A 24,744-nucleotide genomic window follows, 5' to 3' on the forward strand; every position below is an offset into this window, starting at 1 on the left:
GAAGGAAGCAGAGGGATGAAAAAAATAAGCTTCATTGTGTTGCTCGCCGCAACCGCGCTGCTCTTGATGTCCGCCGGGGCGTTCGCCGCCACTAAAGTTACCGCCATCAAAGCTTTTTTGAACGGAGATATCAAATTCGTCAAGGACGGCGAAGACTGGCGTCCGAAGGACGACCGCGGACAAGAGGTGCTGCCGATCTCCTACAACGGAACGATTTATTTGCCGCTTCGGGTCATCGCCAGCGCTTTTAACTTTCCGGTGGCATGGGAAGGATCTACGCAAACCGTCAAATTGGGGGAAGGCAGCACCGTTACGAATTTATACTCCAAGCAGGTAAAGGCGGAGTTTTGGAGCGAGAAATCCTACGATATCGTCGATAAAAAGCAGCTTGTTTTCGAAGGGAAGCAGTATAATGGCGCATATGCATTCGCTGCCGAAAACGTAGGATTGGGTTGGTATGAAGGATCGCCTAATCTGCAGCTCGACTTCGGAAAAAAATACGAGACGCTGCACTTGGCGATGATCGGGCAATCGGCGATGAAAGTGCGGGTATTGAACGAGAACAAGCAGCAGCTAGCCGAGGAAATCAGTTTGGAGGAAGGTAAGGTTACGGAAATCGATATCGACCTGCAAGGCAGCCAGCAGGCATTTGTATCTGCTTACGATGCGGCCAATCAAGCCGAAAAGCCGCTTCTTTACGTTCTGAAAGACAGTTACGTAACGTCGGATCCGCTTCCGACTTCGCGGTAACCCGCCGTCCCAGCCCCGCCACCACGGGCATCTCATGCAAGGAAAACGAACACCCTCGATCCTCCGCATCTAACGGTTAGATCGAGGGTGTTCGTCTGAATTGCTTAATGTACGTATTCACCGTTTAAGCAACGATCGATCGCTGTCAGCAGGTTCGGGGTAATCCTTCTGTCCCGGGCGGACTCGGCGGCCAGTTGCGGCATCGGACGCGCCGCCGCCGCATGACCGGTACCGTTCAATTCACGGCACCTGTCGTTATATTCCCGCTTGCCCGACTTTCGGCTCAGCTCTTCGTTCAACAGCAGCGCCGATGCCCGGTATTCGGTTGAATCGGGTACGACCTTCCACATCGCGAAGCGAACGGTTGCCTGATTTTGCCGGTCCGGATAACGTTCCAGCAAGCCCCTCAGCTCGTCCATCGCCTGTTCCGCGCTTAGCCGCTCCATTTCGACATTCAGAAGCGATAGATGAACCCGGAGATTGACCTGCATTTCTTTGCGCTTGATCCGCTCGGCCATTCGGAGCGCTTCTTCCGCCGTTTCGACTGCGCTTTCGTATCGATGCTGGTTTTGCCGCAGCAAACTTAAGAAATAGAGCGTTTCGCATGCAAAATACGGTGTGCGCAATTGGTTAAACAGCCTTACCGATCGATCGAACAGAAGCTCGGATTGTTCCAGTCGCCCCTGAGCCATAAGGTTACGACCTTCATAACTGAGCGCGATCGCGACGGCCCGCAAATCCGACACCGCTACGGCTTCTTCCAGAGCGTATGCGATGCACCTGGACGCAAGCTCGTAATGTCCGAGATACCCGTAATACTTGCCCAGCATGCACTGGGCAATAGCATAGCCCATTCGGTCTCCGATCGATTTGCTGATCGTCATTTTATCCGCGATCAAGTCGAAAGCCCGATCCATCTCGTCGATATCCATGTGCACCATCGCCAATGTTCCCATCGCTTGTTCAATCGCATATTTGTCCTCGCTATCCGCAGCGAGCTTAATTTGTTTTTTAATCCAATGGATCGCCTGATCGTACTCGCATTGATCATAATATAAGTGCCCGATTATGCCGAAGAACCGGCTATCTTCCCTCTTGCTTTGATCGGCTTGAGGCAGCTCCGCCCTCCTCTTCTGATAATAGAGAACGTTATCGTAATTTCCCATATAATAATGCAGCATTCCAAGCGTCACATAGATGGAATCCAGACCGGATGGATCGTCCATCAGTTCGAAGCAGCGCCTGGCCCGTTCCAAATATTGCATGGCCTCCTCGTACTTTCCTTGCAGCCGCAAACAATTGCCGAGAGCGAGGTCGCAGAACGATCGTTCTTGAAGCGCGGCGGAGTTCCCGGAACGTTCTAGCCATTGCCTGTAAGTTCGTTCCGCCTCGCCCCAGCGGCCGACGATAATCAAAGCGTCGCCAAGCTTCATCAGAATGGGCAAAATCCGCGTGGGAGGAAGCAGAACGCACAGCTTCTTATAATAGTTGATCCGAGTTTCGTTAGCATACATTTTTTCCGCGGCGTCGGAAGCCATTTCATAATAGACAACGGCATCGCTATCCATGCCCGCTAGCTCGTAGTGGAAGGCGACTTCCGCGGCGAAGGCTTCCAACCGCTCTCGATGAAACACGGTCAGGCTTCGCGCGATTTGCCCATGGATTCGGCGACGCCTGCTCTCGTTGTTCAGCTTATACTCGGTCTCCCTGACCATCTCGTGCGAGAAGTCGTAATTCCCGCCGCCCGCATCCTGCAAAATTTTCATGTGCTCCAGCCGTTCGATCCGCTCTAAAGCCGCTTCCTCTTCCGTATTCGTCACCAGCGCCATAAAAGCCGCCGATACGGGTCTGCCGAAAGCCGCGATGGCCGATACGAGGCGGCTATATTCCGGAGCAAGCTTCCTTAACCGGTTTTCGATGATCGACTCAACCAGAGGTGAGAGGCGGTATCCGTTATCTCCTCCGTCCAGCTGCCATTCTCGCAGCGTCTCCATTATAAACAGCGGATTGCCCCCGGTGTCCGCATGCAATCCTGACGCATGGCGGTTAGCTAGCGAACCGCCGACGGCTTCGACCATTAAACGTTTCGTCTCCTCCTCGCTGAGCGGAGCAAGATCGATCTCCGTCAACTTCCTTTCGATCCGAACATTCGATATCAAGTGGTTAACGGAATCGCCCGGATGCTCGTCCGTTCTCATTGTCGCGATCACGAGCAGCTTGGCATCGGAATCCCCGCGAAGAATGTAGGATAGCAACTGCAACGTCTCTTCGTCGCTCCATTGCATGTCGTCCAGAATGAGCATAAGAGGCTGCTTGGCCAGCAACATTCGCTCGATCGCTTCGTACCATTGGTTTAACTGCCAGCTTTCCAGAACGGGATTCGGCTTCGGCAAGTCGGAATATCGTTCCGACAGCTCCGGCAGCAGGCGGGACAGTTCGGAGAGCGCAGCCGGATCGAGCTTCGGCAAGGGCAGGCTTCTTAGCCATGCCGTAATCGGCGTGTATGACAATGCTTTCATGGATGGATAACAGCCGGCAAACGCGGTTTGAATGCCCCGGCTCTCGAGCCACGCCTGGAATTCCAATGCGAGTCTCGTCTTGCCGATTCCGGCTTCCCCCTTCAGGATCAATAAGGCAGAATCGCCGACGGTCGCTTCCTTCCAGGCGCTTAGCAGCGTTCCCCATTCGCCGACTCTGCCTACTAAAGGCGTCTGGCTGCTCGAGGCAGTCGGCGACTCGATGCCGTTTCGGTTAAGCTTATCCCAAAGCCGTACCGTTTCCTCCGCAGGTTCGATTCCGAGCTCGGCTTGCAATACATCGATCAGTTGCCGATACGTTTGCATGAGACCCGCTTTATCTTTATTTAAGGCATGCAGCCGCATGAGCGTGCGGTAGCTTTCTTCGCTTAGTCTATTGTGAATCAACATCTTATTGGCATAAAACAGCGCCGACGAGTAATCCCGTTGATGTTCCAAAATCGCGATGAGCTTGTCCAGCACGTTCAAATAAGTCCGTGCGAGCAGTTCCCGCTTCAAGCCGAGCCATTCCTCGTAATATCCCGGAAGAAGCTCGCCCTTGTATAGATCCTCCGCGGTGCGAAGTTCATGGAGCGAGGTCCCTTTCGCCAATTGTACGAATTCCCGGACGTCGGAATGAAAGGGCAGTTTATCGTTCCAATGAATGTATGCGGGAGTTACGTTGAGATATCGGTCGATTTGCGGTACGTTCGTTCTAAGGTCGTGAAGGAGCTTGCGTAAATTGGACAGCGCTTGCTTCTCGGTGGATTCCGGCCAGAAGTCGAAAGCGATTTGTTTCCGGGTTTGCGGCATATCGATCGAGAGGAGTAAGTAGGCCAGCAGCAGTTTGACTTTGTTTCCCGATATCCCCCGCATTTCCTCGGCGTCAATGGTGATATTCAAACCTCCTAACAACCGGGTATGGCAGCTTGCCATTCGCACCCCTCCTTACGACAAAATAAGGCCTTTGACATTTTATTCTACCTCAGGAAGCCTAATCCCTTTATCGCATACTCAAGAATAATCCACCCGGTTAACTTGGTTTTTCTTCGATTAAGCGCAAAAAATCCTCCGAGGCCATAACGAACTATGACCTACGAGAGGATTATATAGAACTTCTTAGCACGGCCATAATATCTTTGTAAAAACCGATGACTTGTTTAGAGCTCATATCAATGGATACGCATAACGCGATGGATTGATCCTCCTTGCTCTTGTAGAACAATTCCGCCGCGCCGCCCCACTCTTTAACGTCTTCGTTGACATCCAGTACCAAATCGGATACGCGAATATCGTTCATACCCTTGACGAATTCATCCGCTATTTTCTTTAACTCGGTCTGATCCCATTTTAGTTTATTCTGTTTTTCCGTATTCATCTTAACGAAGTTGCTCGATATGCTGACGACATCCCCGTCCCTTGGATTAACCGCGACGGAATAGGCATCGCTTGGATCGTATTTATTGGCGATATAAACAAAATAAATGCCCGCGGGTACTTTGCTTAATTGCGATTTATATTCCACCAGAAACTTTTGGTTTAATCGATTATATTTTTTGGTTAGATCGGCCAGCATCAATTTGATTTCTTGTTGCTTCATCAATGCCAGTTCCGATACGATATCATCCGGAGTCAGGTTATTGCCGAAATATTTATTTATCGCATTTAGGCTTATCGTGATCATCGCATCTTCGGACAGAACGCCTTCATATTCCACTTTGCCGCTAGTATGCTCTTTCGTTATTTTCTTAACCATTACGGTATCTTTATCAATAGCGTGATACAATCCATTGCAACCTGTGAGCATGATCAGGAACGCGGAACAGATGATGAATAACTTCAGCTTATTCATTATTCGTTCACCTCATCTTGCCAATTTCGCTGTTGGAATACGACTCGAATCGTAGTCCCCCTATTGATCTCGCTGATGACTTCAATCGTCGCATGATGAATGCCCGCAACGGCTTGACAGATCGACAGCCCCAAACCTGCACCGTTATTGTTTCTTGTTCTTGCTTTATCGGCCATATAGAAGGGTTCGAAAATTTTGTCGATGTGATCCGAGGGAATACCGATCCCGTTATCTGCTACCTCCAATACGCAATTTCCGTCGCTCTCGAAAGTCCGAATCGTTATGCTTTCAAGCTCGTTTGAGGCTTTTATCGCATTGTCGACCAGATTGAATATCAACACCTTAATCAAATCCTTCTCAAGCTTTAAGCTACACTGATCGCAAGTCGTGATGATTTTTATGTTTTTACTAGCGGCCCTCATTTTTAAGGAAGATTCCATTTCGATGATCAAGTCGTTCAAATTTTCCGTTACCATTTGAAACTGGTCTTCTTTAAGCAAGATTAAATCCATGAGCTTGATAGACAGGGACTCTAACCTTTTGGCCTCGCTGTAGATGACCTGTAACCCGTCCACGAATATTTCCTCGTTATATTTCGTAACCTTCAAATAGTTCGCATAGCCTATGATGGAGGTTAGCGGCGTTTTCAATTCGTGAGTGAAATTATCGATGAATCTTTGCTTCTCGCTGTTGTGCAGCTCCAACTCGTTGATCTTAGCCTCCACGACGACGGCCATGGCATTGAAATTCGTTGCCAGAATACCGATCTCATCCTTGGACTTGAGTTGCACCCGCTCCGAGAAATTGCCCTGCGCAATATCTTTGGCCGTTCTAATCATTTTGTCGATCGGTTTTGTCAGCCCTTTGCTAATAAAGAACATCACGACCATATAGATGAGGCAGGCCCCTATATCCACCTTCACGAAAAACCGATACTGATCGATTCGTTCTTCGTACAAGGGAGTAACTTCTTTAATATAAGTGAACGTATACTTTTTATTATTGATCTCGGTAATATTCGCCGTGAATAAGAAAGTCCGATCATCGATATCCCGCAAAATATATTTGATTTCATTCGCCTGCAGATCGACTAATTCCTTGCGATCCGAAGGCATGTTTGTTGAAAGCTTGCCGCTATCCTTGTTGCTATAGATCGTTCGACGTTCATCGTCGACGATTTCCAAATAAATATTCGAGTGACTATTCTTGTCCACGAATTCATTCGCGATATTCGTTAACACGCTTTTCTCGTACTCGTTGGAATCGTATATTCTCAACAGGGGAATAATCGCGCTAACGCTCGAGTTAATGCTCATATTTTCGCTTAACGTATTGTTGATTTCTTGTTGCAGCATCTTGCTGTGATTTCTTTCTATGACCATTATCGATGCAAGATTAAACACGACAATGAATGCCATGATCGAAAAGAGGTAAATCTTCTGCCAGAATTTCATGGATTACTCCTCCAACCTATAACCGATCTTATAGATTGTTTTAATGTAATCTTGTAAATTCAGCTTCTTTCTCACGGATTTAATGTGCATATCCACCGTTCTGGTCTCGCCGAAATAGTCCCCGCCCCATACTTTATCAAGGAACTGCTCTCTGGAAAGCGCGATATTTTTGTTCTTGATCAGGACGACGAGCAAATCGAACTCTTTGGGCGTCAGTTCGACCGCATCGCCGTTTACGGTTACTTCCCGCTTCTCGATGTATACTTTAACGGATTTGAATTCGATCACGCTGTCCCCATGACCGTATCTTCTAAGCACCGTTTCGATTCTGGCCAATAGCTCGATCGCTTCGAAGGGCTTGACGATATAATCGTCAGCCCCTAGCTTGAGACCCTTCACTTTATCGAATACCGAGTTTTTGGCGGTAAGAAAAATGACCGGAATTTGATAACTTTTTATTCTTTCCATTAATGCAAAGCCGTCCATCCGGGGAATCATAATATCCAACAAAATCAAATCGTACTTCCCGTGTTTGATGGCCTCTAACGCTTCATATCCGTCATACGCTTCCGTTGTTTCATAATGGACCAAGTTCAAATTCATTTTAATGATTTTCGATATGTGGACGTCGTCCTCGACGATTAATATTCGTTTATTCAAATCCCTTGGATCCCCTCCGATATTCAACTAAATTCTAAACAATTACGGTGCCTGCAACAACACGCTAAATCTACCAGCAAGCGTTATCCCTCGCTCGGATTGAAGTATTGCTTTAATCCGTTGACGATCGATTGCGCGATTAGATCCTGCTTGGCATCGTTTAACAAGGCCGATTCTTCGTTCTTATTCGTCAGGAATCCGACTTCCAATAAGATTGCCGTCCGTTCGTTGTGCGTGAGCACTTTCCAACCTTCTTTTTTAACGCCGCGATCATCGAAGCCCGTCGCTTTCACAAGCTCTCCGTGAATCGTTTGAGCCAAAGCGAGGCTGTCGTCGTTGAAGTAATAGCTCTCCGTCCCCGATACGGAGGGATCGGTGAACGTATTGCCATGAATCGAGATGAACGCGTCCGCTTCTCGCTCGTTCGCGAATAACGCTCGATCTTCCAACCCCACGAACGAGTCGTCGGTTCGGGTCATATAGGCTTCGAACATCGGCTCTTGTTCAAGCAATTCAACGACTTTGCGGGAAAGGGCCAGCGTATATTCTTTCTCTTGGTTGCCGCTCACTCCGTTTGCTCCGGGGTCTTTGCCTCCATGCCCGGCGTCTATAACGATTTTGAAGGGAGTCTCCGCATCGCCTCCCGCGATGGAAGCCTTATCCTTCGTTGGCGGCGTAACCGTTGGTTTAAATGCCGATGTCACCGGCAAAGAAGCATCGTACACGAACCAACCAACCAAGATCAAGACCAATGAACTCAACAACCATGCACCGGGACGTTTGCGGACTTTTCTGCTAATAAGCTTATCCATCTGTTATCCTTCCAATCTGCAATTATATTAGAATCGATTTAATAGATTAATTGGCATAAACAGGCGCGTTCATCTGAGCAATCGTATCCTTATAAGAACGCTGCATTCTTCGCTTATCGTCCTCGGACAACCGATTCTTGTCGGCATAACTTTCAATCGGAAGTATTCTATAAGTGAATGCTTGTTGTCCTTGATCCAAATTTCTGTAAACCCAAGTCGGAATATATTTCACCTTAACGATTTTCGTTTCGTTGGTTTCGTTGTTCTTCCGAATTTCAAAATGAATAATGATTCCATCCTCGGTGTACTCGTTGTCAAGCGTTTCCGTCCTTTGGTTGGAAATGAAGTTACCCATAGAATAAACGACGAAGGCGCTGTTTCCGTTCAACTTCAATTGCTCGGACCTCTGGATCACGTGGGGATGACTGCCCAGAATAATGCCGACGCCCTCTTCTGCCATCAGTTGGGCCCACTTCACCTGTTCTCTCGTCGGCTTGCGCTCGTATTCGTTTCCCCAATGTACGAAGGCAATAATGACGTCTGCTTGCCGATCTTTCGCGTATTGGATATCTTCTTTGATCTTTTGCTCGTCGATGATATTAATGATGGAATCCCGATCTTCGGACGATAGCGCGTTGGCAAGACCATTCGTGCTCTCGGTATAGGATAGGAAAGCCAGCTTTACGCCTTTTATTTCCTTCATCAGCACCCTCGTACCGGGTCGTTTCGCATACGTTCCAACGGAATCCATCCCGCTGCCCTTAATCTTCTCTAGCGTGCGGATGAGCCCTTTCTTCCCCGTATCCAAGCTATGGTTATTGGCCGTTGCCATCACGTCGAACCCCGCGTCTTGAATCGAGTCGAGCACTTCATCGGGCGAATTAAACCTGGGATATCCCATATATTCATAAGTTTCCGTTCCGCCGGTCGTCGTTTCGAAGTTGGCGATCGCAATATCCGCGGCACTGATAATCGGCTTCACTTCTTCGAAAAACTCTTTAAAGTCGTAAGATTTCGTAACGGGGTCGTATCCGCTCTTCAACTGCTCCTTATGGAACATGATGTCTCCCGCCGCCGCAAGGGTTATGTTTGTATGTGATCCTTGTTCGGAATCATCGCTTTTGGCCTTTTGCGACTCTACCAAATACTCTTCGAACGTCAGTCCGCTTTCATAGACTTTAGTTGCCAGATCAACACCTAAATAGCGTAAATGCCACGGTTCGTAAATGTAACCGGTAATTGCTTCCTTGCCTTTCGGATACCTGATTATAAAACCGTGCTTGTGAGCATTCTCGCTCACCCATCGGCCTTCATCCGTCTCTCCGAATTGTTCCGATAGCTGCAGCGAAGCGCTGTCGCTCGTTATATCCATCACCAAGCCGGTCTGGTGTTCGCTTTGTCCTGCTTTAGCGCTGAACCGGTTAGCCGCTTCCTCCCCATGCTTGTCCATGTATCCTTGAAACAAAGCGACCTGCGTTCGATACGACCTATAACCGGAACGAGCGTAAAGCTTCATCCCTGATTTCTCTGCCTCGCCGAACAACTCCTTGAGCGCTTGAGCCGCCTCCTCCTTCATCTGGTTGACCTCGGGATTATCCAGAACGGTCGGAACATCGACGGTTACCAAATCGGGAGGCACTTCGTCCTTGCCAAGGCTATGCGTTTTGTTGACTAATATTTGGAGAGCGCTGTCCGCAGCCTCGGAATGGCAATCGTCCGCTTTTTCTTTGCACTCTGCCTCCGTAGGTACCCGATTCTGTTGCACGGTCCCCGTTTGTTCCGTATTCATAGCTCCTTCTTTGTTCGCAGACTCGGCGCATGCCGTCATTACGACGGCAAGAGTCATGACGCCAAGGAGATAAATACAATTGCGTTTGTACATCTCGGTTGCTCCTTTTGATGTTGCGAATTGTCGTATGCCGTAGACCAAGTCTAATCTTCGGATATATCAAAAGTTAGATAGAGTTGTAATGAAGTTGTAAAACTTTCAGTAACTCGGTTTAACTCATGCGTGACACGCATTAACTGGAAACGTCGAAAAAGATCGCTCTCCCTTCGGCTAATTGCGCCGAACGAAAGAGCGATCTTTTACTATCTCCTATACTTATTTAGATACGGATTGGAACCATTCGTTGACTTCTTTCGTCACTTGTTCTCCGCCGTTCGCTTTCCAAGTCGTAACGAACTGATCGAAAGCATCTACGGGAAGTTTACCATAGATGATTTTGTTGAACGTTTCAAGCTCGGATTGGCGAAGCAGATTCCATTTTTCGATCATCGTAGGCGTTGCGGCGCCCGTGAAGTAATTTTGCTTACGGATGTCGATTTGCGACATCACGACTTTAGCCGCATACCAGTTCTCGGGTTTACGGAACGTAGCTTGTTGCTTCTCGTAAGGCGTTTCGGGCGTACCGCCGTCCGCCAGCTTAACGAGCGTCGCCATGTACAAGTTGGGAATACGCGCAGGACCTGTGATGTAAGGGAATTTGTCGAAGAAATCGGCTCCGATTTTTTCTTTATCGTTCGTCGGTTGACCGTCGATGATATCCCAGTCGTATCCTTTCGCGAATCCGTGCTCGTAAGGGCTGCCCACGGTCGGGTTAGCTAAGTTTTCCAGCAAGTAGTTGTAATAAAGAATAATCGCTTCCGGATGTTTAGCGTCTTTGTTAATCATAAAGCTGCTGTTAACGCCGGAATTTTGCCATTTCGTACCGATAAGGCCATCAGGACCTGCTGGTACCGGGTACGCTTTGTATTTAGATCCCTTTACGTTTTTCAACAAATCCGGAGCCGGCCAGTCCGGAACCCAGTTCGCGCCAGGCAATACGCCCGCGTTTCCTTTGGTCCAGATTTCCGCCGATTTGCCTTCATCCCATAGCGCGGAATCCGGGTGAATATATCCTTTTTCCATCCATTCTTGCAGCTTGGCTAGCGCTTGCTTCGCGCCCGGGTTAACGGAACCGTATTCTAGGTTGCCGTTAGCGTCTTTGTTCCACTGCTCTTGAACGGAGCCGTAAGCGCCGAATAACCAGTCAAGGCCGCCCATCCAAGTGTTCGTATTGTTTTTCAAGGAAATCGCCAGCGGGAAGACGTCTTTCGCAGCCAATCCGTCCGGGTTCTCGTTCTTGAATTTATCCATGATGTTCTCGAGTTCCGCAATCGTTTTTGGCGCTTGGAGATTCAGCTTCTCCATCCAATCCTCGCGTAACCATAGAAGCGTGTCATCGTTGTCCGTATATTCCATGATCGGAAGGTTCCATTTTTTACCGTCCCTTGTGAAGGGATACCACAATTCCGGATTCGCCGCGGCATGGTCTTTCCATACTTGCGTCGCGTATTTATCGAACAACTCGTCGATCGGCATAAATTGCTTGGAATCGATCAACTGATTCGTAAGTACGGCATCGGTCGGCACCATTACGAAATCGGGCAGCTTCTCGCCGGAAGTCAACGCGAGCTGAAGCTGTTGTCTGTATTGGTCGCTGCCTGCCGGATACCAAGTATCCTTGTACTTTAGGCCTAACGTTTCCAACATCCAACGGTCATGGACATTGTTATCCTTCGTCTCTCCCTTGGTGTACTCTTTAGGCATGATAACCGTGCTGATCTCGATCGGAGGATCGTACTTGCCTTTCTCGAACGCGAGATCCGCTTCGGATTTCCCGGCGGAAGCCGATGCGGACGGGCTTGCCGATTCTGTCGCGTTGCCCTTGTTGTCATTGCCGTTGCTGCAAGCCGAGACGAGTAACGTCGCCGCTACGAGCGGCATCCATAACTTATTGTACTTACCCATTTCTGATTTCCCCCTACGGTGTAAGATTGTTACGAGTTTACTTTACCAACGAGGCTAGGAGGTCATCTATAGGAGTTTGTTAGTTTCCATAGGACTCTGTCATGTTGTTAATTTCTTTCCCGGTATTCCTGCGGCGTAACTCCGAACTGCCTCTTGAACACTTTAATGAAATACGCCGGGTCCAGATATCCGATGTCCGCGCTGATCTCGTATACTTTCCGGTCGGTCGTCTTCAGCTTATGGCAGGCCGTCTCCAATCTCAACCGGGATACGTATTCGCTTACTCCTTCGCCGGTTTCGATCTTATACAGCTTCGACAGATGCGTGGGATGCAGGTTCACGTGATCCGCGAGCGCGCGAAGCGACACGTCGTGATGCAAGTTGGCCTGCACGAATTCTTGAATTTTCTTAACGTAGACGGAGCGGATGTCCTTCACATCATTGGACGTTCCCTCTTTCAGTTTGCCTAGTCCTTCGAGGGACCAGCTACGGAGTTTGCCGATGGAGGAAAATGCCTCCCCGTTCTGCACCGCCTCCATCTCATCTCCCAACAACCCGGCTAGCGTGTGACCGTTGCGGTGCGCGAAATGAGCATAAGTCGAAACGATAATAGACCCCGTCTCCAAACAATGCTCCCAGGATTCGGACCATTTCTCATCCAATTCCGCGAAAATGTCGTGGAGCTTCAGTTCGGCCGCATCCCATCGTCCGGCCTCCAACAGATTATTCAAGCCCGGAGGCGTATGAATGGCATCCAAGGCACCGTGCGACAAGCTGCTCTCCAAATCTCCCGCCCGCATGATGAATTCCCGTTCATCTCCGACGATCTGCCTAAAGTAGGCTAGCGCGTGCCGATATCGCTTGGACAGCTCGGAGGGGAATCGGAATTGCTCCGTCGTTACGATGGAAACGGCTCCTTTCAGGTATTGCTTAACCTTCGATTGGAGCTGCATCGCAAGCTTCTCGAGCAGAACCTCTTTCCCCGCATCCTGCACGGAATCCTTGAATTGCAACAAGAACGCCAAGTACCCATGCTCTTCCTTTACGCCCCATACGTGAGACAATTCTCCGAAAATTTCTTCCGCGATATTAATAATGGCGTATTCCAACAGCTGCCGTCCGTTGTTGCGATACTGTACGAATTCGTCCTCCATCCGGACGAGCAGCAGCGCGCACTCTCCATCGCGGATGGGCAAGCCGTAGGTCTCGAGCTTCCGGGTCCATTCTTCCTCGGGTAGCCGCTCGCCTCTGAACGCGCTTAACAGCAGTTGCCCGCGCAACAGCGGCAGGTTTTCGCGCAACGTAAATTGAGTGCGTTCGTTGGAGCTTACGCTTTCCCATTCCGTCTTCAATTGCTCGACCGCGGATTGCACCGCTCCGAGCAGTTCTTCGTCCGTCGGGGGCTTAAGTAAATAATCTACCGCTTGATGCCGAAGCGCTTCCTTCGCGTATTCGAAATCGGAATGTCCGGACAGAATGATGCACTTGATGTTCTTGTCTCTTTCGCGAATTTCCCCGATCAGCTCGATTCCCGTCATTTCGGGCATGAGAACGTCGGAAATCACGATATCGATTGGGTGCGTCTCGATGATGCGCAACGCTTCTTGCGCGGAATACGCTTTATGAACTTGCTCGATGCCCAGCGTGTGCCAAGGCTTATTCATGGATAAGTTATCCGCCCAATGGGCTTCGTCGTCAACGATGATCATTTGCATTTGGTCGATCTCCTTGTGGATGGGATGGATTGCGGTTTTCGTTCGCGGGAATCTCCCAGACGATCTCCGTTCGAAATCCTCCGAGCTCCGACTTGACGAATAGAAGCGATGATCTTTCGCCGAATTGGTGAATGATCCGCTGATTCGTGTTCCAGAAGCCGTAACCCCTATCTTCTTGCATCGGTTCCCGCATTTTGCGATTAAGCGCCTCTAACTGTTCTTCGTCCATTCCGGGACCGTCATCGTCCACGAACAGCTTGCAGAAGCCGCCCGATATTGTACCCGTAATCCGAATCTCTCCCGACGAATAGCTCTTTCCTACTCCATGTATGACGGCGTTCTCTACGATCGGCTGCAACATCAAGCGAGGAACCTGCTGCTTCATCATGTCTTCGGGAATATCGATATGATAATGAATTCTGCCGTTGCGAAGCTTCTGGATGTCCAAGTAATTATGAATCAATTGGATTTCCTCACTTAATGCCGCCGTCGGCCGTTCCATTCGGGTAATGTAACGATAATAAGCGCTAAGGTTATATCCCATCGAGACGACCGCTTCTTCATCCTTCATTTGGGCCATATTAATCATGTATCCGATACAGTTGTACAGAAAATGAGGATTTATTTGCGCTTGAAGTTGCTTTAACGTCGCTTCGCGCGCGAGAAGCTTCTCGCTTAATACGTTCTCGATTAAGCTTTGGATCTGTATGGACATATCGTTAAACCGGTAGAACAGGAAGGCGAATTCGTTGTTCGTATTGGAATCGAGCCGAACGGAGAAATCTCCCCGTTGCACGCTTTGCAATCCTCGGACAAGCTTGCGGATCGGTCGTTGAACGTTCCTGTACATCAATACGGAAGCGGATATTCCGACGACGAAGAGCAAAATCATGGCCAAATAGAAAAAATTGCGACTGAACGAAATCGGGCCGAGGATTTGATCCAGCGGAACGATGTCCACCAAATACCATTCCAGATTAGGCGACTTCACCGCGCTCATTAAGTAGCTTTTATCGTCTAACTTGACGACTTCCTGAGCCGTATCCCCCAACATTTTACCGTCTAAATATCGAACCAGTTCTTCAGTCAAAGCAGGGGAAGCGCTACGGTTCAGGATGGGAGCCTCTCCCTTATGGTAAAATAACGGATCGCCTTGACCGCCGGCCTTATAGGTGTCCAGCATGTTCTGGAGATTATCGTGGTTAAAGCTGGCTTGTACGACCAAATTACTCCCTCTAAGCGCATCTTGCTGACCGAACGAATCGGAATAAAACCAATGAAACGCCTTCGATTGACCCGCCACCGTCGTTTGTCCGTCCCCGTACGACCATTTGCCGGTCATGTTTCTTTTCAAATACTCCGGGTCGTATTCTACCTTATCGCTGGCGTTCGTGATCGCTTCTTTGTTCTGTTGCGAATAAACGGTAAATTGGACCGGCCAAATGCCCATGACCCCGGATTGAAGCATCATCTTTTCCTGGATCACGTATCTCGTCTGCATTCGATCGTAACGATCGTCCCATATGTTCAGACCGTTGAACTTACGAACGTTCGGATCTCTCGAGAAGGTGACTACGAAATCCATCGTCTGTTTGATACGCGATTCGATTTGACTGGAAAGGAATGAAAGCTGCTTAATGTTCGAATCTTGAAGTTCCTTGCCGATAACGTTGGACGTGACTCCGTTGGAGTAAGTAAACAAAATAACGATCGGTATGAACAGTACGAGAATCAATAAGTTTATTTTCGCGAACAGGCTTGTTTTGGATCCCATTCTATTTTTCATATACCCCATGCCGCTGCCCAACTTCATTAGTCGGTCCCCCCAGACAATGTCCCTAACAAAATCCTATCGATCCTAACAATGTCTTATAGTTCGATGAACGTACGCGTTGTTACTATATATAACAGGGCACCACCTCTTATACAATTGAGATTTTATGGAACGGGAGAGAGCTATGAAAGAAAATACGCTTCGGAACGACAACCTCAAAGCCGTCCGGAAATCCGAAAAAAGAAAAGGATACAAAATTCCGTGGACTCTGCACTTGATGGTGCTGCCGGCCGTCCTGCTGGTTTTCGTCTTTTCCTATTTGCCTATGTCGGGCATTATTATGGCCTTCCAAGATTATAAGGCCGCGCTTGGATTCACCGGTTCGGAATGGGTCGGCTTAAAGCACTTCCGCTATATGTTCGAGAACGATTATTTCGTGAAAATCATTTGGAATACGCTATTGTTCGCTTGCTCCAAAGTCGTATTGAACCTGATCATCCCGTTTACGTTCGCCCTGATGCTGAACGAAGTCAGGCATATGGGATACAAACGATCCATCCAGACGCTCGTTTATTTACCCCACTTTCTATCCTGGGTTATCCTCTCGGGAATTCTGATCGACTTGCTTTCCCAGACCGGGATCGTCAACCAATTCCTGATGAACGTATTCGGTCTCGATAAGCCGATCTTCTTCCTTGGCGACGGAACTTGGTTCCGGATTACGATCATCGTCAGTGACGTATGGAAAGAATTCGGATTTAACACGATCGTCTTCCTGGCCGCATTGTCGGGAATCAATCCTTCGCTATACGAAGCAGCCGAAGTCGACGGCGCGGGCCGGTTCAAGCAAACGATGCATATTACGATTCCTTCGCTCGTGCCGATTCTGATCGTCGTCGCCACGCTTGCGTTGGGTAACGTAATGAACGCGAACTTCGACCAAGTATTTAACTTGTACAGTCCGATGATTTACCAACAAGGCGATATCATAGACACGTTCGTCTACCGGGAAGGATTGCTGAGCGGACAATTCAGTTTCGCTACGGCTGTCAGCTTATTCAAATCGGTCATAAGTTTGACCTTGATCGTCATTTCGTACCGCATCGCCTATAAAGTTGCCGGATATCGAATTTTCTAGCACGATTAGAAACTTGAGGCGCGTGTTCAAAAACAAGATTCGATGTCGGGTACGCTTCTAGATAGGCTTCGTGATCAAAATCGGACTTGTTGAGTAACCTATTGAAAGGATGTCATCGCATGTACCACAAAACGTTGCCCTATCGCATTTTCAGCGTATTTAACTATACGATGCTCGGCATCATCTCGATCGTTTGTTTGCTTCCTCTATTCCATTTGCTGATGGTATCATTAAGCTCGACCGCTCCGGCTAACGCCGGGCTCGTATCGTTCTGGCCGGTCGACTTCACGTTCGAGGCTTACGCAAGAACATTCGAGAACTCTAATTTCTTAACGTCCCTTGGGGTTTCGTTAAAAAGAACCATCCTAGGAACGGCGATGGCACTGGCCGTCAACGCCGTTGCCGCTTACGCGTTATCCAAGGATACGCGCGTATTTCGTGCCAGGAACGTATACCTTTGGTATTTTGTCGTCACGATGCTCTTTACCGGGGGACTTATCCCGGCCTACATCCTAATCTTGAAGCTCGGTTTATTAAATAACCTGTTGGCGTTGATTCTTCCCGGCTTGGTCACGGTCTATAACATCATCTTGCTCTTGAACTTCTTCCGTACCGTGCCGAAAGAGCTGGAAGAGGCCGCGTTCATGGACGGAGCCGGGCATCTTCGAAGCTTCTTCTCCATCTACCTTCCGATCTCCTTACCGGCGATCGCGACGATCGCGTTGTTCACGATGGTCGGCCACTGGAACGCTTATTTCGACGGTCTGATCTATATGAAGCAAGCCGAGAAGCTTCCGCTCGCCAGCTTTATGCAAACCGTAATCGTAGCCGATAATATGACGGGTTTCGACGTATCGGTCGTCATCAACAAGTCGCAGCGAACGATCAAAGCGGCTCAGATCTTCATCGGGGCGTTACCGATCCTGATCGTGTACCCGTTCTTGCAACGCTTCTTCGTTAAAGGCGTCGTCATCGGCGCCGTTAAGGAATAGAAGGTCGCGGATTCGCCGGGCGGGAGGGGGCTTATGCCTTCTGCCGTTTTTGGATTCCAATTGCATGATGGAATGAGGGCTCAGGGACTGCTACCCCATAAAGCTCCTACACTATTGTCGCAAAATGCGACTATGGCGCGACTTCTTGGTCGGTTTCTTCTCCCATTGTCGCAAAATGCGACTATGACGCGACTTCTCGGGCGACTGCTGCCCCTATTGTCGCAAAATGCGACTATGGCATGCCTTCCCGTCCGACTGCTCCTCCCATTGTCGCAAAATGCGACTATGACTGGCCTTTACGGCCAACGACAGATCCAAGCAATTTGCAAATGCAACAAAAAATACAGTTATTACGAACCGCGCTTGATCGTATTCGGATCGGCATAGGGTAAACGTGATAACTGTATTTGCATTTTCGGTCAATGGTTAGTTAGCCGCGCAGTCGGGGCTGTCCCCTAGATGAACGAGGACAACCCCATAAGGCTTGAGTTCGGATACGTTACTTCACTAGCTTAAAAGGAAGCTCGGCGTTCGTCTTGCTGTTCGGACCAACGAAAGCTACGAATGCGCCCGCGTCGCTGTCATGCGAAAGGTCCGAATGATAATAACGCAACTGCTTCTCGTCGAGAGTAAATTCGATCTCGCGGCTTTCTCCCGGTTGAAGCGCGACCTTGCGGAAATCTTTCAATTCCTTGACGGGCCGCACGACTTCGCCCGTGATGTCCCGTACGTAAAGCTGTACGGTTTCTTCTCCAGCAAGATTGCCTTTATTCGTTATCGTCACCGATACTTTAATCGACTCCTCCATCGTAATGACATCCGAGGAAAGCTTTGCCCCTTCGTATTCGAAGCTGGAGTAGCTCAATCCGAAACCGAACGGGAGGAACGGCTCGTTCGGAATGTCTAGATATTGCGAGACGTAACGAACTTGCGCGTCCGGTGCCCCTTGAGGGCGACCCGTGTTATATGCGTTATAATAAACCGGCACTTGGCCTACGCTGTAAGGGAACGACATCGTCAACCGTCCGGAAGGATTAGCGTCTCCGAACAACAAGTCCGCAACCGCGTCACCCGCCTCGGAGCCGGGATACCAAGCTTCCAGAATGGCGTCCGCTTCGTCGTATACGCCGTGCAGATCAAGCGGACGTCCGTTGAACAGCACGACGACGACCGGTTTGCCTAGCGACTTGATCTTGCGAATCAGCTCCAGCTGAACTTCCGGCAACCGAATGTCCGCTCTGCAGCCCGCTTCGCCGCTCATATCGGAATGCTCGCCCAGGGCCAAGACGATCGTATCGGCAGATTGAGCCGACGCGAGCGCTTCTTGCCATTGCTCCATCGTGGTCGTTTCGATTCCGCATCCGTCCGCAACCAATAGCTCGGACGATCCGGACAACTTTTTCCTCATCCCGTCGTCTAGCTTTATCGCGTCTTCCTTCGACCCCGTCCAAGACCAGGGACCGAGCACGTCGCCGCTTCTCGCGAACGGACCGATCAAAGCGATCTTCCGATCCGAATTTCCGTTGAGAGGCAGCACTCCTTCGTTCTTCAGCAACACGCAAGATTTAACCGCCAATTCCCGCGCGGAAGTCCGATGCTCGTCGCAGAACACGATTTCGCGCTCTCGTTCCGGGTCGGCTGCCCTGTACGGGTTTTCGAACAATCCAAGCTTCTGTTTCAAAGTCAGGATCCGCATGACTGCTTCGTCGATCAGAGATTCGTTTACTTCTTTATTCTCGATGAGCTCGGATAAGTTCTTGACGTAACAAGAGGTCATCATCTCGATATCCACACCGGCTTTAATTGCCTTAAGCGCCGCTTCCTTCTCGTCCGCGGCGATTCCGTGCGCGATAAGTTCTTTTACCGCACCCCAGTCGGAGATGAGAATCCCGTCGAATCCCCACTCCTCGCGAAGCAGCTTCCTCATCAGCTTCGAGTTTCCGGTCGCCGGTACCCCGTCCACCGTGTTGAATGCAGTCATGACCATCTCGCAGCCTTCGTCCAACGCCGCTTTGTATGCGGGCAAATAAAACTCGTGCATCTGCCTTTCCGACAAATCGACCGTGTTATAGTCTCGACCGGCTTCGGCAGCTCCATATGCCGCGAAGTGCTTCACGCAGGCGGCAACCCTGTCGGTGTCGTTAGCCAAATCCGTTCCTTGGAAACCGCGAACGAATGCACGCGCGAATACCGAATTCAGGTAGGGGTCCTCGCCGGTCGATTCAACGACCCTGCCCCACCGAGGATCCCGAACGAGGTCCACCATCGGAGCGTAAGTCACGTGAACGCCCGATACGGAAGCTTCTTTCGCGGCAATCTCGGCGCTTTTCTCCGCTAACTCCGGGTCCCATGAGCAGCCGATCGCCAGCGGAACGGGAAATATCGTTTTAAATCCGTGAACGATATCCGCCATCATCAGCAACGGAATACCCAGCCGATTGTTCTCCAGATGCGTCCGTTGGACGTTAATCGTTTCAGCGGCTCCTGCCATGCCTAATACGGAACCGGAGTTGTGCACGGTTTCTTCCGTAATGCCCAGAGAAGCCATCGGCCCCGTAATCAGACCGTCGCCTTCCGCTCCCTCGTAGAAAGGAACGGCCAATTGAACGAGCTGCGCGATCTTCTCGTCGAGCGTCATTTGCCGGATTAATTCATTTAAAGACGGATTCTTTTTCGAATCGCGATGGGTTTGCTTCGTTGGATCGGACATTCAAACGCAACCTCTCTGATGTATGTTTTTTCAGTCCAATCGAAACGTTTCGATTGACGTTCGATTAAATTATAGTTGTACCTTCAAGTCGCTGTCAAACTAATAATTATTCCTAATTTATAGCAGAAAAAAGAGAAAACGAGAGATTGAAAGCCAAATCCTAATCCTGTATAGTGAATATCGAAACGTTTCACCCGTAGTCGGAAGGAGCAATTCATTATGGTTAGCATCAAAGATATCGCGAAGAAAGCAGGCGTTTCCATATCCACCGTTTCGTACGCGCTTAACGGAAGCGAAAAGGTAACGAAGGAAACCGCTGCGAGAATACTCGGTATTGCCGAGGAGTTGAATTACGTCCCTCATGCGGCAGCCAGGCTGCTTAAGACAAGGCAATCCAACTTGATCGGGATATTTCTGACGGATTTCAACGGCAGTTTCTATGGAGATTTATTGCAAGGGGTTAAAGATTATTTAAGCCGGAACGGTTACGATCTGCTCGTATGCAGCGGTACAAGGTCGCGTAGGCTTATACCCGAACGAATGATCGACGGCGCGATCGTTCTCGACGAAACGTTTTCCGACGAGGAGATCATTCAGTACGCGAATAAGGGACATAAGATCGTCGTGCTTGACCGGGAACTACACCATCCGAACCTCAATCAAGTATTATTGGACAATAAAGCAGGCGCCGCATTGGCGATGGAATATTTGATCGGGCTAGGACACGACAAAATCTACGCGGTAACGGGACCCATCGGCTCTTACGACGCCAATCAGCGTCTTCGCGCGGTCAAGCAAATCGTAGAACGCAATCCTCAACTGGAATTCATCGAAATTCAGGGCGATTTCGGCAAAGCCTCGGGCGAAGCGGCGGCACGACGAATCGAAGCGGAATACAGCCGCCCCGCAGCCGTCTTCTGTCTCAACGACGAAATGGCCTTTGGCGCATATCGCTACTTACGAAACCATTCTTCGCTTGTTATCGGAGAACAAATTCATCTGATCGGGTTCGACAATATCGAGCTTGCCCAGTTCTCGCAACCGAGATTGTCGACGATCGATTATTCCATGCGCAAGTGGGGAGCGCTCGCTTCCGAACAGCTCCTTAAGATCCTCTCCGGCGAAACCGTCGATCACGAGCGGATATACGTGACCCTCGTTCAAGGAGAGTCGGTAAAGCCGATAACTCCATTATCGGACTAGTAGCATTCATGAAATAATGTGATGATGGGGGTGTGTGCCATGGAGTTCGACATACAACAATCGCGCGCGAGTTTACTGAAAGCATTCCCTTACCTAAGTGCCGTATCCGACGCGGAATGGTTGGCCGCGCAGCCGTTCGCCGTTTCTTTCCCTGCCAAAGCTCGTCTATTCAATAAAGACGACGCCTCTCGTTACGGCATGTTCTTATTAAGCGGAACGGCCCGGATTACGTTGATCGAAGATAACGGGAACGAATCCGTACTCAACCTGCTGAACTCGGGAGAAGTGTGCTCTCTGTTGGTACTAAGCGGACTGAGCGACCGCGAGTATCCCGGTTCGTTGATCGCCGAGACGGATGTCGAAGCGATCTTCCTGTCCAAGAGCAGCTTTCTGCGTTGGATTCAGCAGTACGAGTCCATTCGCAACGCCATATTCGGCGGTTTGTTGGACGGGACTTTGCGCATGAGCGAGCTGTTGCGGGGGAGACAGACGATGCCCTTGGAGGCGCGGCTCGCGAAAGCCATATTGCGCGCGTCTTCCGAAGAGGAGCCTCGGCTTGCAGTGACGCACAAGGAGCTAGCCGCCGAGAGCGGTTCCGTTCGCGAAGTCGTTTCGCGTACCCTTCTACGATTTCAGAGAAAAGGTTGGATCGTGACCGGTAGAGGTTGGGTGGAAGTGACTCGCAGAAGCGATCTTGAAGCTTTGCTTGGTGACTAGGTCACTGAAGGAGACTAACTTTCCTGTTAGATTGGGTAATAAGGCAGCAATCATGCTCCCAATCCATAAGGAGGAATTTCATAATGACCCAAAAGCTGTTACCCGGGGACTCCGCTCCCTTGTTCCGCGCCACCGATTCGCTTGGCAATCCCGTTTCTCTTGATCCCTACAAAGGCCGCAAGCTGTTGATCGCTTTTTTCCGGTTTTCCGCATGCGGGTTGTGTAATCTCCGAGTTCATCGCTTTAGCGAACGTTACCCCGAATGGCAACGTCACGGATTAGCCGTGATAGCGATCTTTGAATCCCCTGTAGAAAATGTTATCGCTCACGTCGGTCAACAAAATGCCCCATTCCCGATCATTGCAGATCCGCGAGGCGAAATCTATGATCGGTATGGCGTGGAAATCTCCGAAGCGAAAGCACAAGCCACGTTATCCGATCCGCGCACGAAAACCGTCATCGCCGAAATCGAAGCCGCCGGATTTAAACTGACGCATGAGGAAGGTTCTAATTTCAATCGCATGCCGGCAGAATTTCTAATCGACGAATCCGGAATCGTAAGGGTTGCCCACTATAATCAGTTAATAACGGACGATATGCCGTTCGAGTCGATCGATCGTTTCGTAGCGAACCAGCGATAACGCCAATACACGATAGAGACAATCCTTTGTAACCGAATAATCTTTTTCCTCTAACGATTTATTTGTCATGAAAAACATTACGAGAACGTATATCGGTCTTGTCGCCGGAGTTCGAAACTCCTCCCGACTCGACCGTTTTTTTCGTGCCGTTCATCGCGGACTTCTCCCAAAAAAAAAATAAATAAGTTCCTATTGCTCATTAACAGTGTATTTAATATACTGTTTATATCACACACAGTTTAAATTGAGGGGAGAACAAGCATGAAGCTAGCCATCGAAACGAATGGTCTTCGTAAAAAGTTCGGCAAACAAATCGTATTGGACGGGATCGACCTACGAGTGCCGGCAGGCACTATATACGCTTTGCTCGGCCCTAACGGTGCCGGAAAAACAACGTTGATCAACATCTTGTCTACGTTATCTACGCCGGATGAAGGCTCCGTACGGGTGTTAGGGTACGATGTCGTGTCCGAGAAAAACGGGGTCAAGAAATCCATTAGTCTTACCGGCCAATTCGCCGCGGTTGACGAGGTACTCACCGGCGAGGAGAATCTGAGGATGATCGGCAGACTTTCGGGGCTTACGGTAGAGGAATCCCGCTCGCGGACGGAAGAACTGCTGCAGCATTTCGACCTCGGTGCCGCTGCAAGCAAGCGCGTCAAAACTTATTCGGGGGGCATGCGGCGAAGGCTCGATCTCGCCATCAGCCTCGTCGTAAGCCGTCCGATACTGTTTCTGGATGAACCGACCACGGGGCTGGATACGATAAGCCGTCGCGCGCTGTGGGAAATCATCCTCCGGTTGAAAGAGCAAGGGATGACCGTGTTTCTAACGACTCAATACTTGGAAGAAGCCGATCAACTGGCCGACATCATCTCGGTTATTAACGAAGGACGGGTCGTCGCGACAGGTACGGCTAAGGAACTGAAATCGAGTATCGGCGACGAAGTCATTGAATTGCGTAACGGAAACGACGACTTGATCCGGGCGGTTTCAACCACAGGAACTATTCTCGATATTAGACAAACGCTCAACGAATTAGCATCCAAAGTCTCTCCGGATACGAAGGTAAGCATCCGTAAACCGAGTATGGACGACGTGTTCCTCGCGCTTACGACAAAAGAAAAGGAGAGATCCCTATCATGAACTTATCCCGTTCAACAACCAAATCGGCATCGTTCGGCGTCACGAATGCCGTCTTCATCGGCCGAAGCTTACGTCATAGCTTGCGCAACGCCGAAGCATTGATTATGGCCATCATGCTTCCCGTCATGCTCATGCTGATGTTCTCTTACGTGTTCGGCGGGGCGATCGATCCGAGCGGAAATTACGTGAACTACGTCGTTCCCGGAATTATTCTGTTGTGCGCCGGATTCGGTTCTTCCAGTACGGCAGTAGATGTCGCTCAGGACATGACGAACGGCATCATCGACCGCTTTCGGACGATGCCGATTCATAGCTTAAGCGTTATAACCGGGCATGTCGTAGCGAGTCTTGCACGCAATTTGCTGGCAACCGCGGTCGTCATCGGAGTCGCGCTGCTCGTCGGATTTAAGCCATCCGCTAGCGCGTTAGAGTGGTTGGCCGCTTTAGGAGTTATCGTCCTTTTCATCCTTACGTTTACTTGGTTGTTCGCTGCGATCGGCAGCGTCACGGGTAGTCCTTCCGCTGCCAGCGGCTACGGGTTCGCCTTGCTTTTCCTCCCCTACCTGTCCAGCGCGTTCGTCCCGACGAGCACGATGCCGTCTTGGCTGCAAGGCTTCGCGGAGCACCAACCGATCACTCCGGTCATCGAGACGATTCGCGGTCTTCTAACCGGCACGCCGATCCACGACAACGCTTGGTGGGCTATCGGCTGGTGTACGGCGATATTGTTGCTTTCGCTTGTCTGGATCGTCGCGGCATATCGTCGCAAGGCATTACGAAAGTAACGAGACAGCCGGAAGTAAACACCCTGTCCTATCCGTGCAAAAAAAGAACAGCAACCCGGCATTTCCCGGACCGCTGTTCTTTTTCA

18 protein-coding genes are annotated in these 24,744 nt (G+C 49.8%); 8 read left to right on the plus strand and 10 right to left on the minus strand.

Going from position 1 to position 24,744, the window contains the following annotated elements; translation table 11 throughout:
* Positions 1–15 precede the first annotated feature (15 nt).
* Positions 16–750: a stalk domain-containing protein gene (locus tag HH215_RS12040; RefSeq protein WP_169280127.1), complete on the plus strand. Its 735-nt coding sequence runs from the start codon at positions 16–18 to the stop codon at positions 748–750.
* 104 nt (positions 751–854) lie between these two features.
* Here the strand turns inward: HH215_RS12040 and HH215_RS12045 are convergent, their stop codons facing one another.
* The 9 genes from HH215_RS12045 to HH215_RS12085 all read right to left on the minus strand — a co-directional run bounded on the left by HH215_RS12045 (position 855) and on the right by HH215_RS12085 (position 15,365).
* On the minus strand, positions 855–4,202 hold the full coding sequence (locus HH215_RS12045) for an ATP-binding protein (RefSeq protein ID WP_169280128.1): 3,348 nt from the start codon (positions 4,200–4,202) through the stop codon (positions 855–857).
* A gap of 169 nt (positions 4,203–4,371) precedes the next feature.
* Entirely contained in the window at positions 4,372–5,118 is a 747-nt protein-coding gene (locus tag HH215_RS12050) for a hypothetical protein (RefSeq protein WP_169280129.1), read from the minus strand.
* Entirely contained in the window at positions 5,118–6,572 is a 1,455-nt protein-coding gene (locus HH215_RS12055; RefSeq protein ID WP_169280130.1) for a sensor histidine kinase, read from the minus strand. The genes HH215_RS12050 and HH215_RS12055 overlap by 1 nt, the downstream gene beginning before the upstream one ends.
* 3 nt (positions 6,573–6,575) lie before the next feature.
* Entirely contained in the window at positions 6,576–7,232 is a 657-nt protein-coding gene (locus HH215_RS12060) for a response regulator transcription factor (protein WP_169280131.1), read from the minus strand.
* Between the two features lie 83 nt (positions 7,233–7,315).
* Entirely contained in the window at positions 7,316–8,044 is a 729-nt protein-coding gene (locus HH215_RS12065; protein ID WP_169280132.1) for an N-acetylmuramoyl-L-alanine amidase family protein, read from the minus strand.
* Positions 8,045–8,090: 46 nt separating this feature from the next.
* Complete coding sequence (locus HH215_RS12070; protein WP_169280133.1) at positions 8,091–9,926, minus strand: CapA family protein; 1,836 nt, start codon at positions 9,924–9,926, stop codon at positions 8,091–8,093.
* Positions 9,927–10,148: 222 nt separating this feature from the next.
* Positions 10,149–11,837 (minus strand): type 2 periplasmic-binding domain-containing protein, encoded by a 1,689-nt coding sequence (locus HH215_RS12075; protein WP_169280134.1) that lies wholly within the window; start codon positions 11,835–11,837, stop codon positions 10,149–10,151.
* Positions 11,838–11,944: 107 nt separating this feature from the next.
* On the minus strand, positions 11,945–13,552 hold the full coding sequence (locus HH215_RS12080) for a response regulator (protein ID WP_169280135.1): 1,608 nt from the start codon (positions 13,550–13,552) through the stop codon (positions 11,945–11,947).
* Positions 13,533–15,365, minus strand: a complete 1,833-nt coding sequence (locus tag HH215_RS12085) for a sensor histidine kinase (protein WP_169280136.1) — start codon at positions 15,363–15,365, stop codon at positions 13,533–13,535. The genes HH215_RS12080 and HH215_RS12085 overlap by 20 nt, the downstream gene beginning before the upstream one ends.
* Before the next feature lie 145 nt (positions 15,366–15,510).
* On the opposite strand from HH215_RS12085, the gene HH215_RS12090 reads away from it, so the two are divergent.
* Both HH215_RS12090 and HH215_RS12095 read left to right on the plus strand, forming a co-directional pair.
* Positions 15,511–16,464 (plus strand): ABC transporter permease, encoded by a 954-nt coding sequence (locus tag HH215_RS12090; protein ID WP_169280137.1) that lies wholly within the window; start codon positions 15,511–15,513, stop codon positions 16,462–16,464.
* A gap of 119 nt (positions 16,465–16,583) precedes the next feature.
* Positions 16,584–17,456: a carbohydrate ABC transporter permease gene (locus HH215_RS12095; RefSeq protein ID WP_169280138.1), complete on the plus strand. Its 873-nt coding sequence runs from the start codon at positions 16,584–16,586 to the stop codon at positions 17,454–17,456.
* A gap of 499 nt (positions 17,457–17,955) precedes the next feature.
* Here HH215_RS12095 and HH215_RS12100 read toward each other — a convergent pair whose 3' ends face one another.
* On the minus strand, positions 17,956–20,166 hold the full coding sequence (locus tag HH215_RS12100; protein ID WP_169280139.1) for a glycoside hydrolase family 3 N-terminal domain-containing protein: 2,211 nt from the start codon (positions 20,164–20,166) through the stop codon (positions 17,956–17,958).
* Between the two features lie 219 nt (positions 20,167–20,385).
* Between HH215_RS12100 and HH215_RS12105 the strand changes: the two genes are divergently transcribed.
* From HH215_RS12105 to HH215_RS12125, 5 genes are all read left to right on the plus strand, one after another.
* On the plus strand, positions 20,386–21,369 hold the full coding sequence (locus tag HH215_RS12105) for a LacI family DNA-binding transcriptional regulator (protein WP_169280140.1): 984 nt from the start codon (positions 20,386–20,388) through the stop codon (positions 21,367–21,369).
* Positions 21,370–21,408: 39 nt separating this feature from the next.
* A complete protein-coding gene (locus HH215_RS12110; RefSeq protein ID WP_169280141.1) occupies positions 21,409–22,086 on the plus strand; it encodes a Crp/Fnr family transcriptional regulator in 678 nt (225 codons plus the stop codon).
* 83 nt (positions 22,087–22,169) lie between these two features.
* The gene (locus tag HH215_RS12115; RefSeq protein ID WP_169280142.1) at positions 22,170–22,727 is read left to right on the plus strand and encodes a peroxiredoxin-like family protein; all 558 of its coding nucleotides are present in this window, start codon (positions 22,170–22,172) and stop codon (positions 22,725–22,727) included.
* Between the two features lie 261 nt (positions 22,728–22,988).
* Complete coding sequence (locus tag HH215_RS12120) at positions 22,989–23,873, plus strand: ATP-binding cassette domain-containing protein (RefSeq protein ID WP_169280143.1); 885 nt, start codon at positions 22,989–22,991, stop codon at positions 23,871–23,873.
* Complete coding sequence (locus tag HH215_RS12125) at positions 23,870–24,658, plus strand: ABC transporter permease (protein WP_169280144.1); 789 nt, start codon at positions 23,870–23,872, stop codon at positions 24,656–24,658. Before HH215_RS12120 ends, HH215_RS12125 begins: the two co-directional genes overlap by 4 nt.
* Positions 24,659–24,744: the final 86 nt, after the last annotated feature.

The sequence above is a fragment of the Cohnella herbarum genome, from assembly GCF_012849095.1.
Taxonomy (GTDB): Bacteria; Bacillota; Bacilli; order Paenibacillales; family Paenibacillaceae; genus Cohnella; species Cohnella herbarum.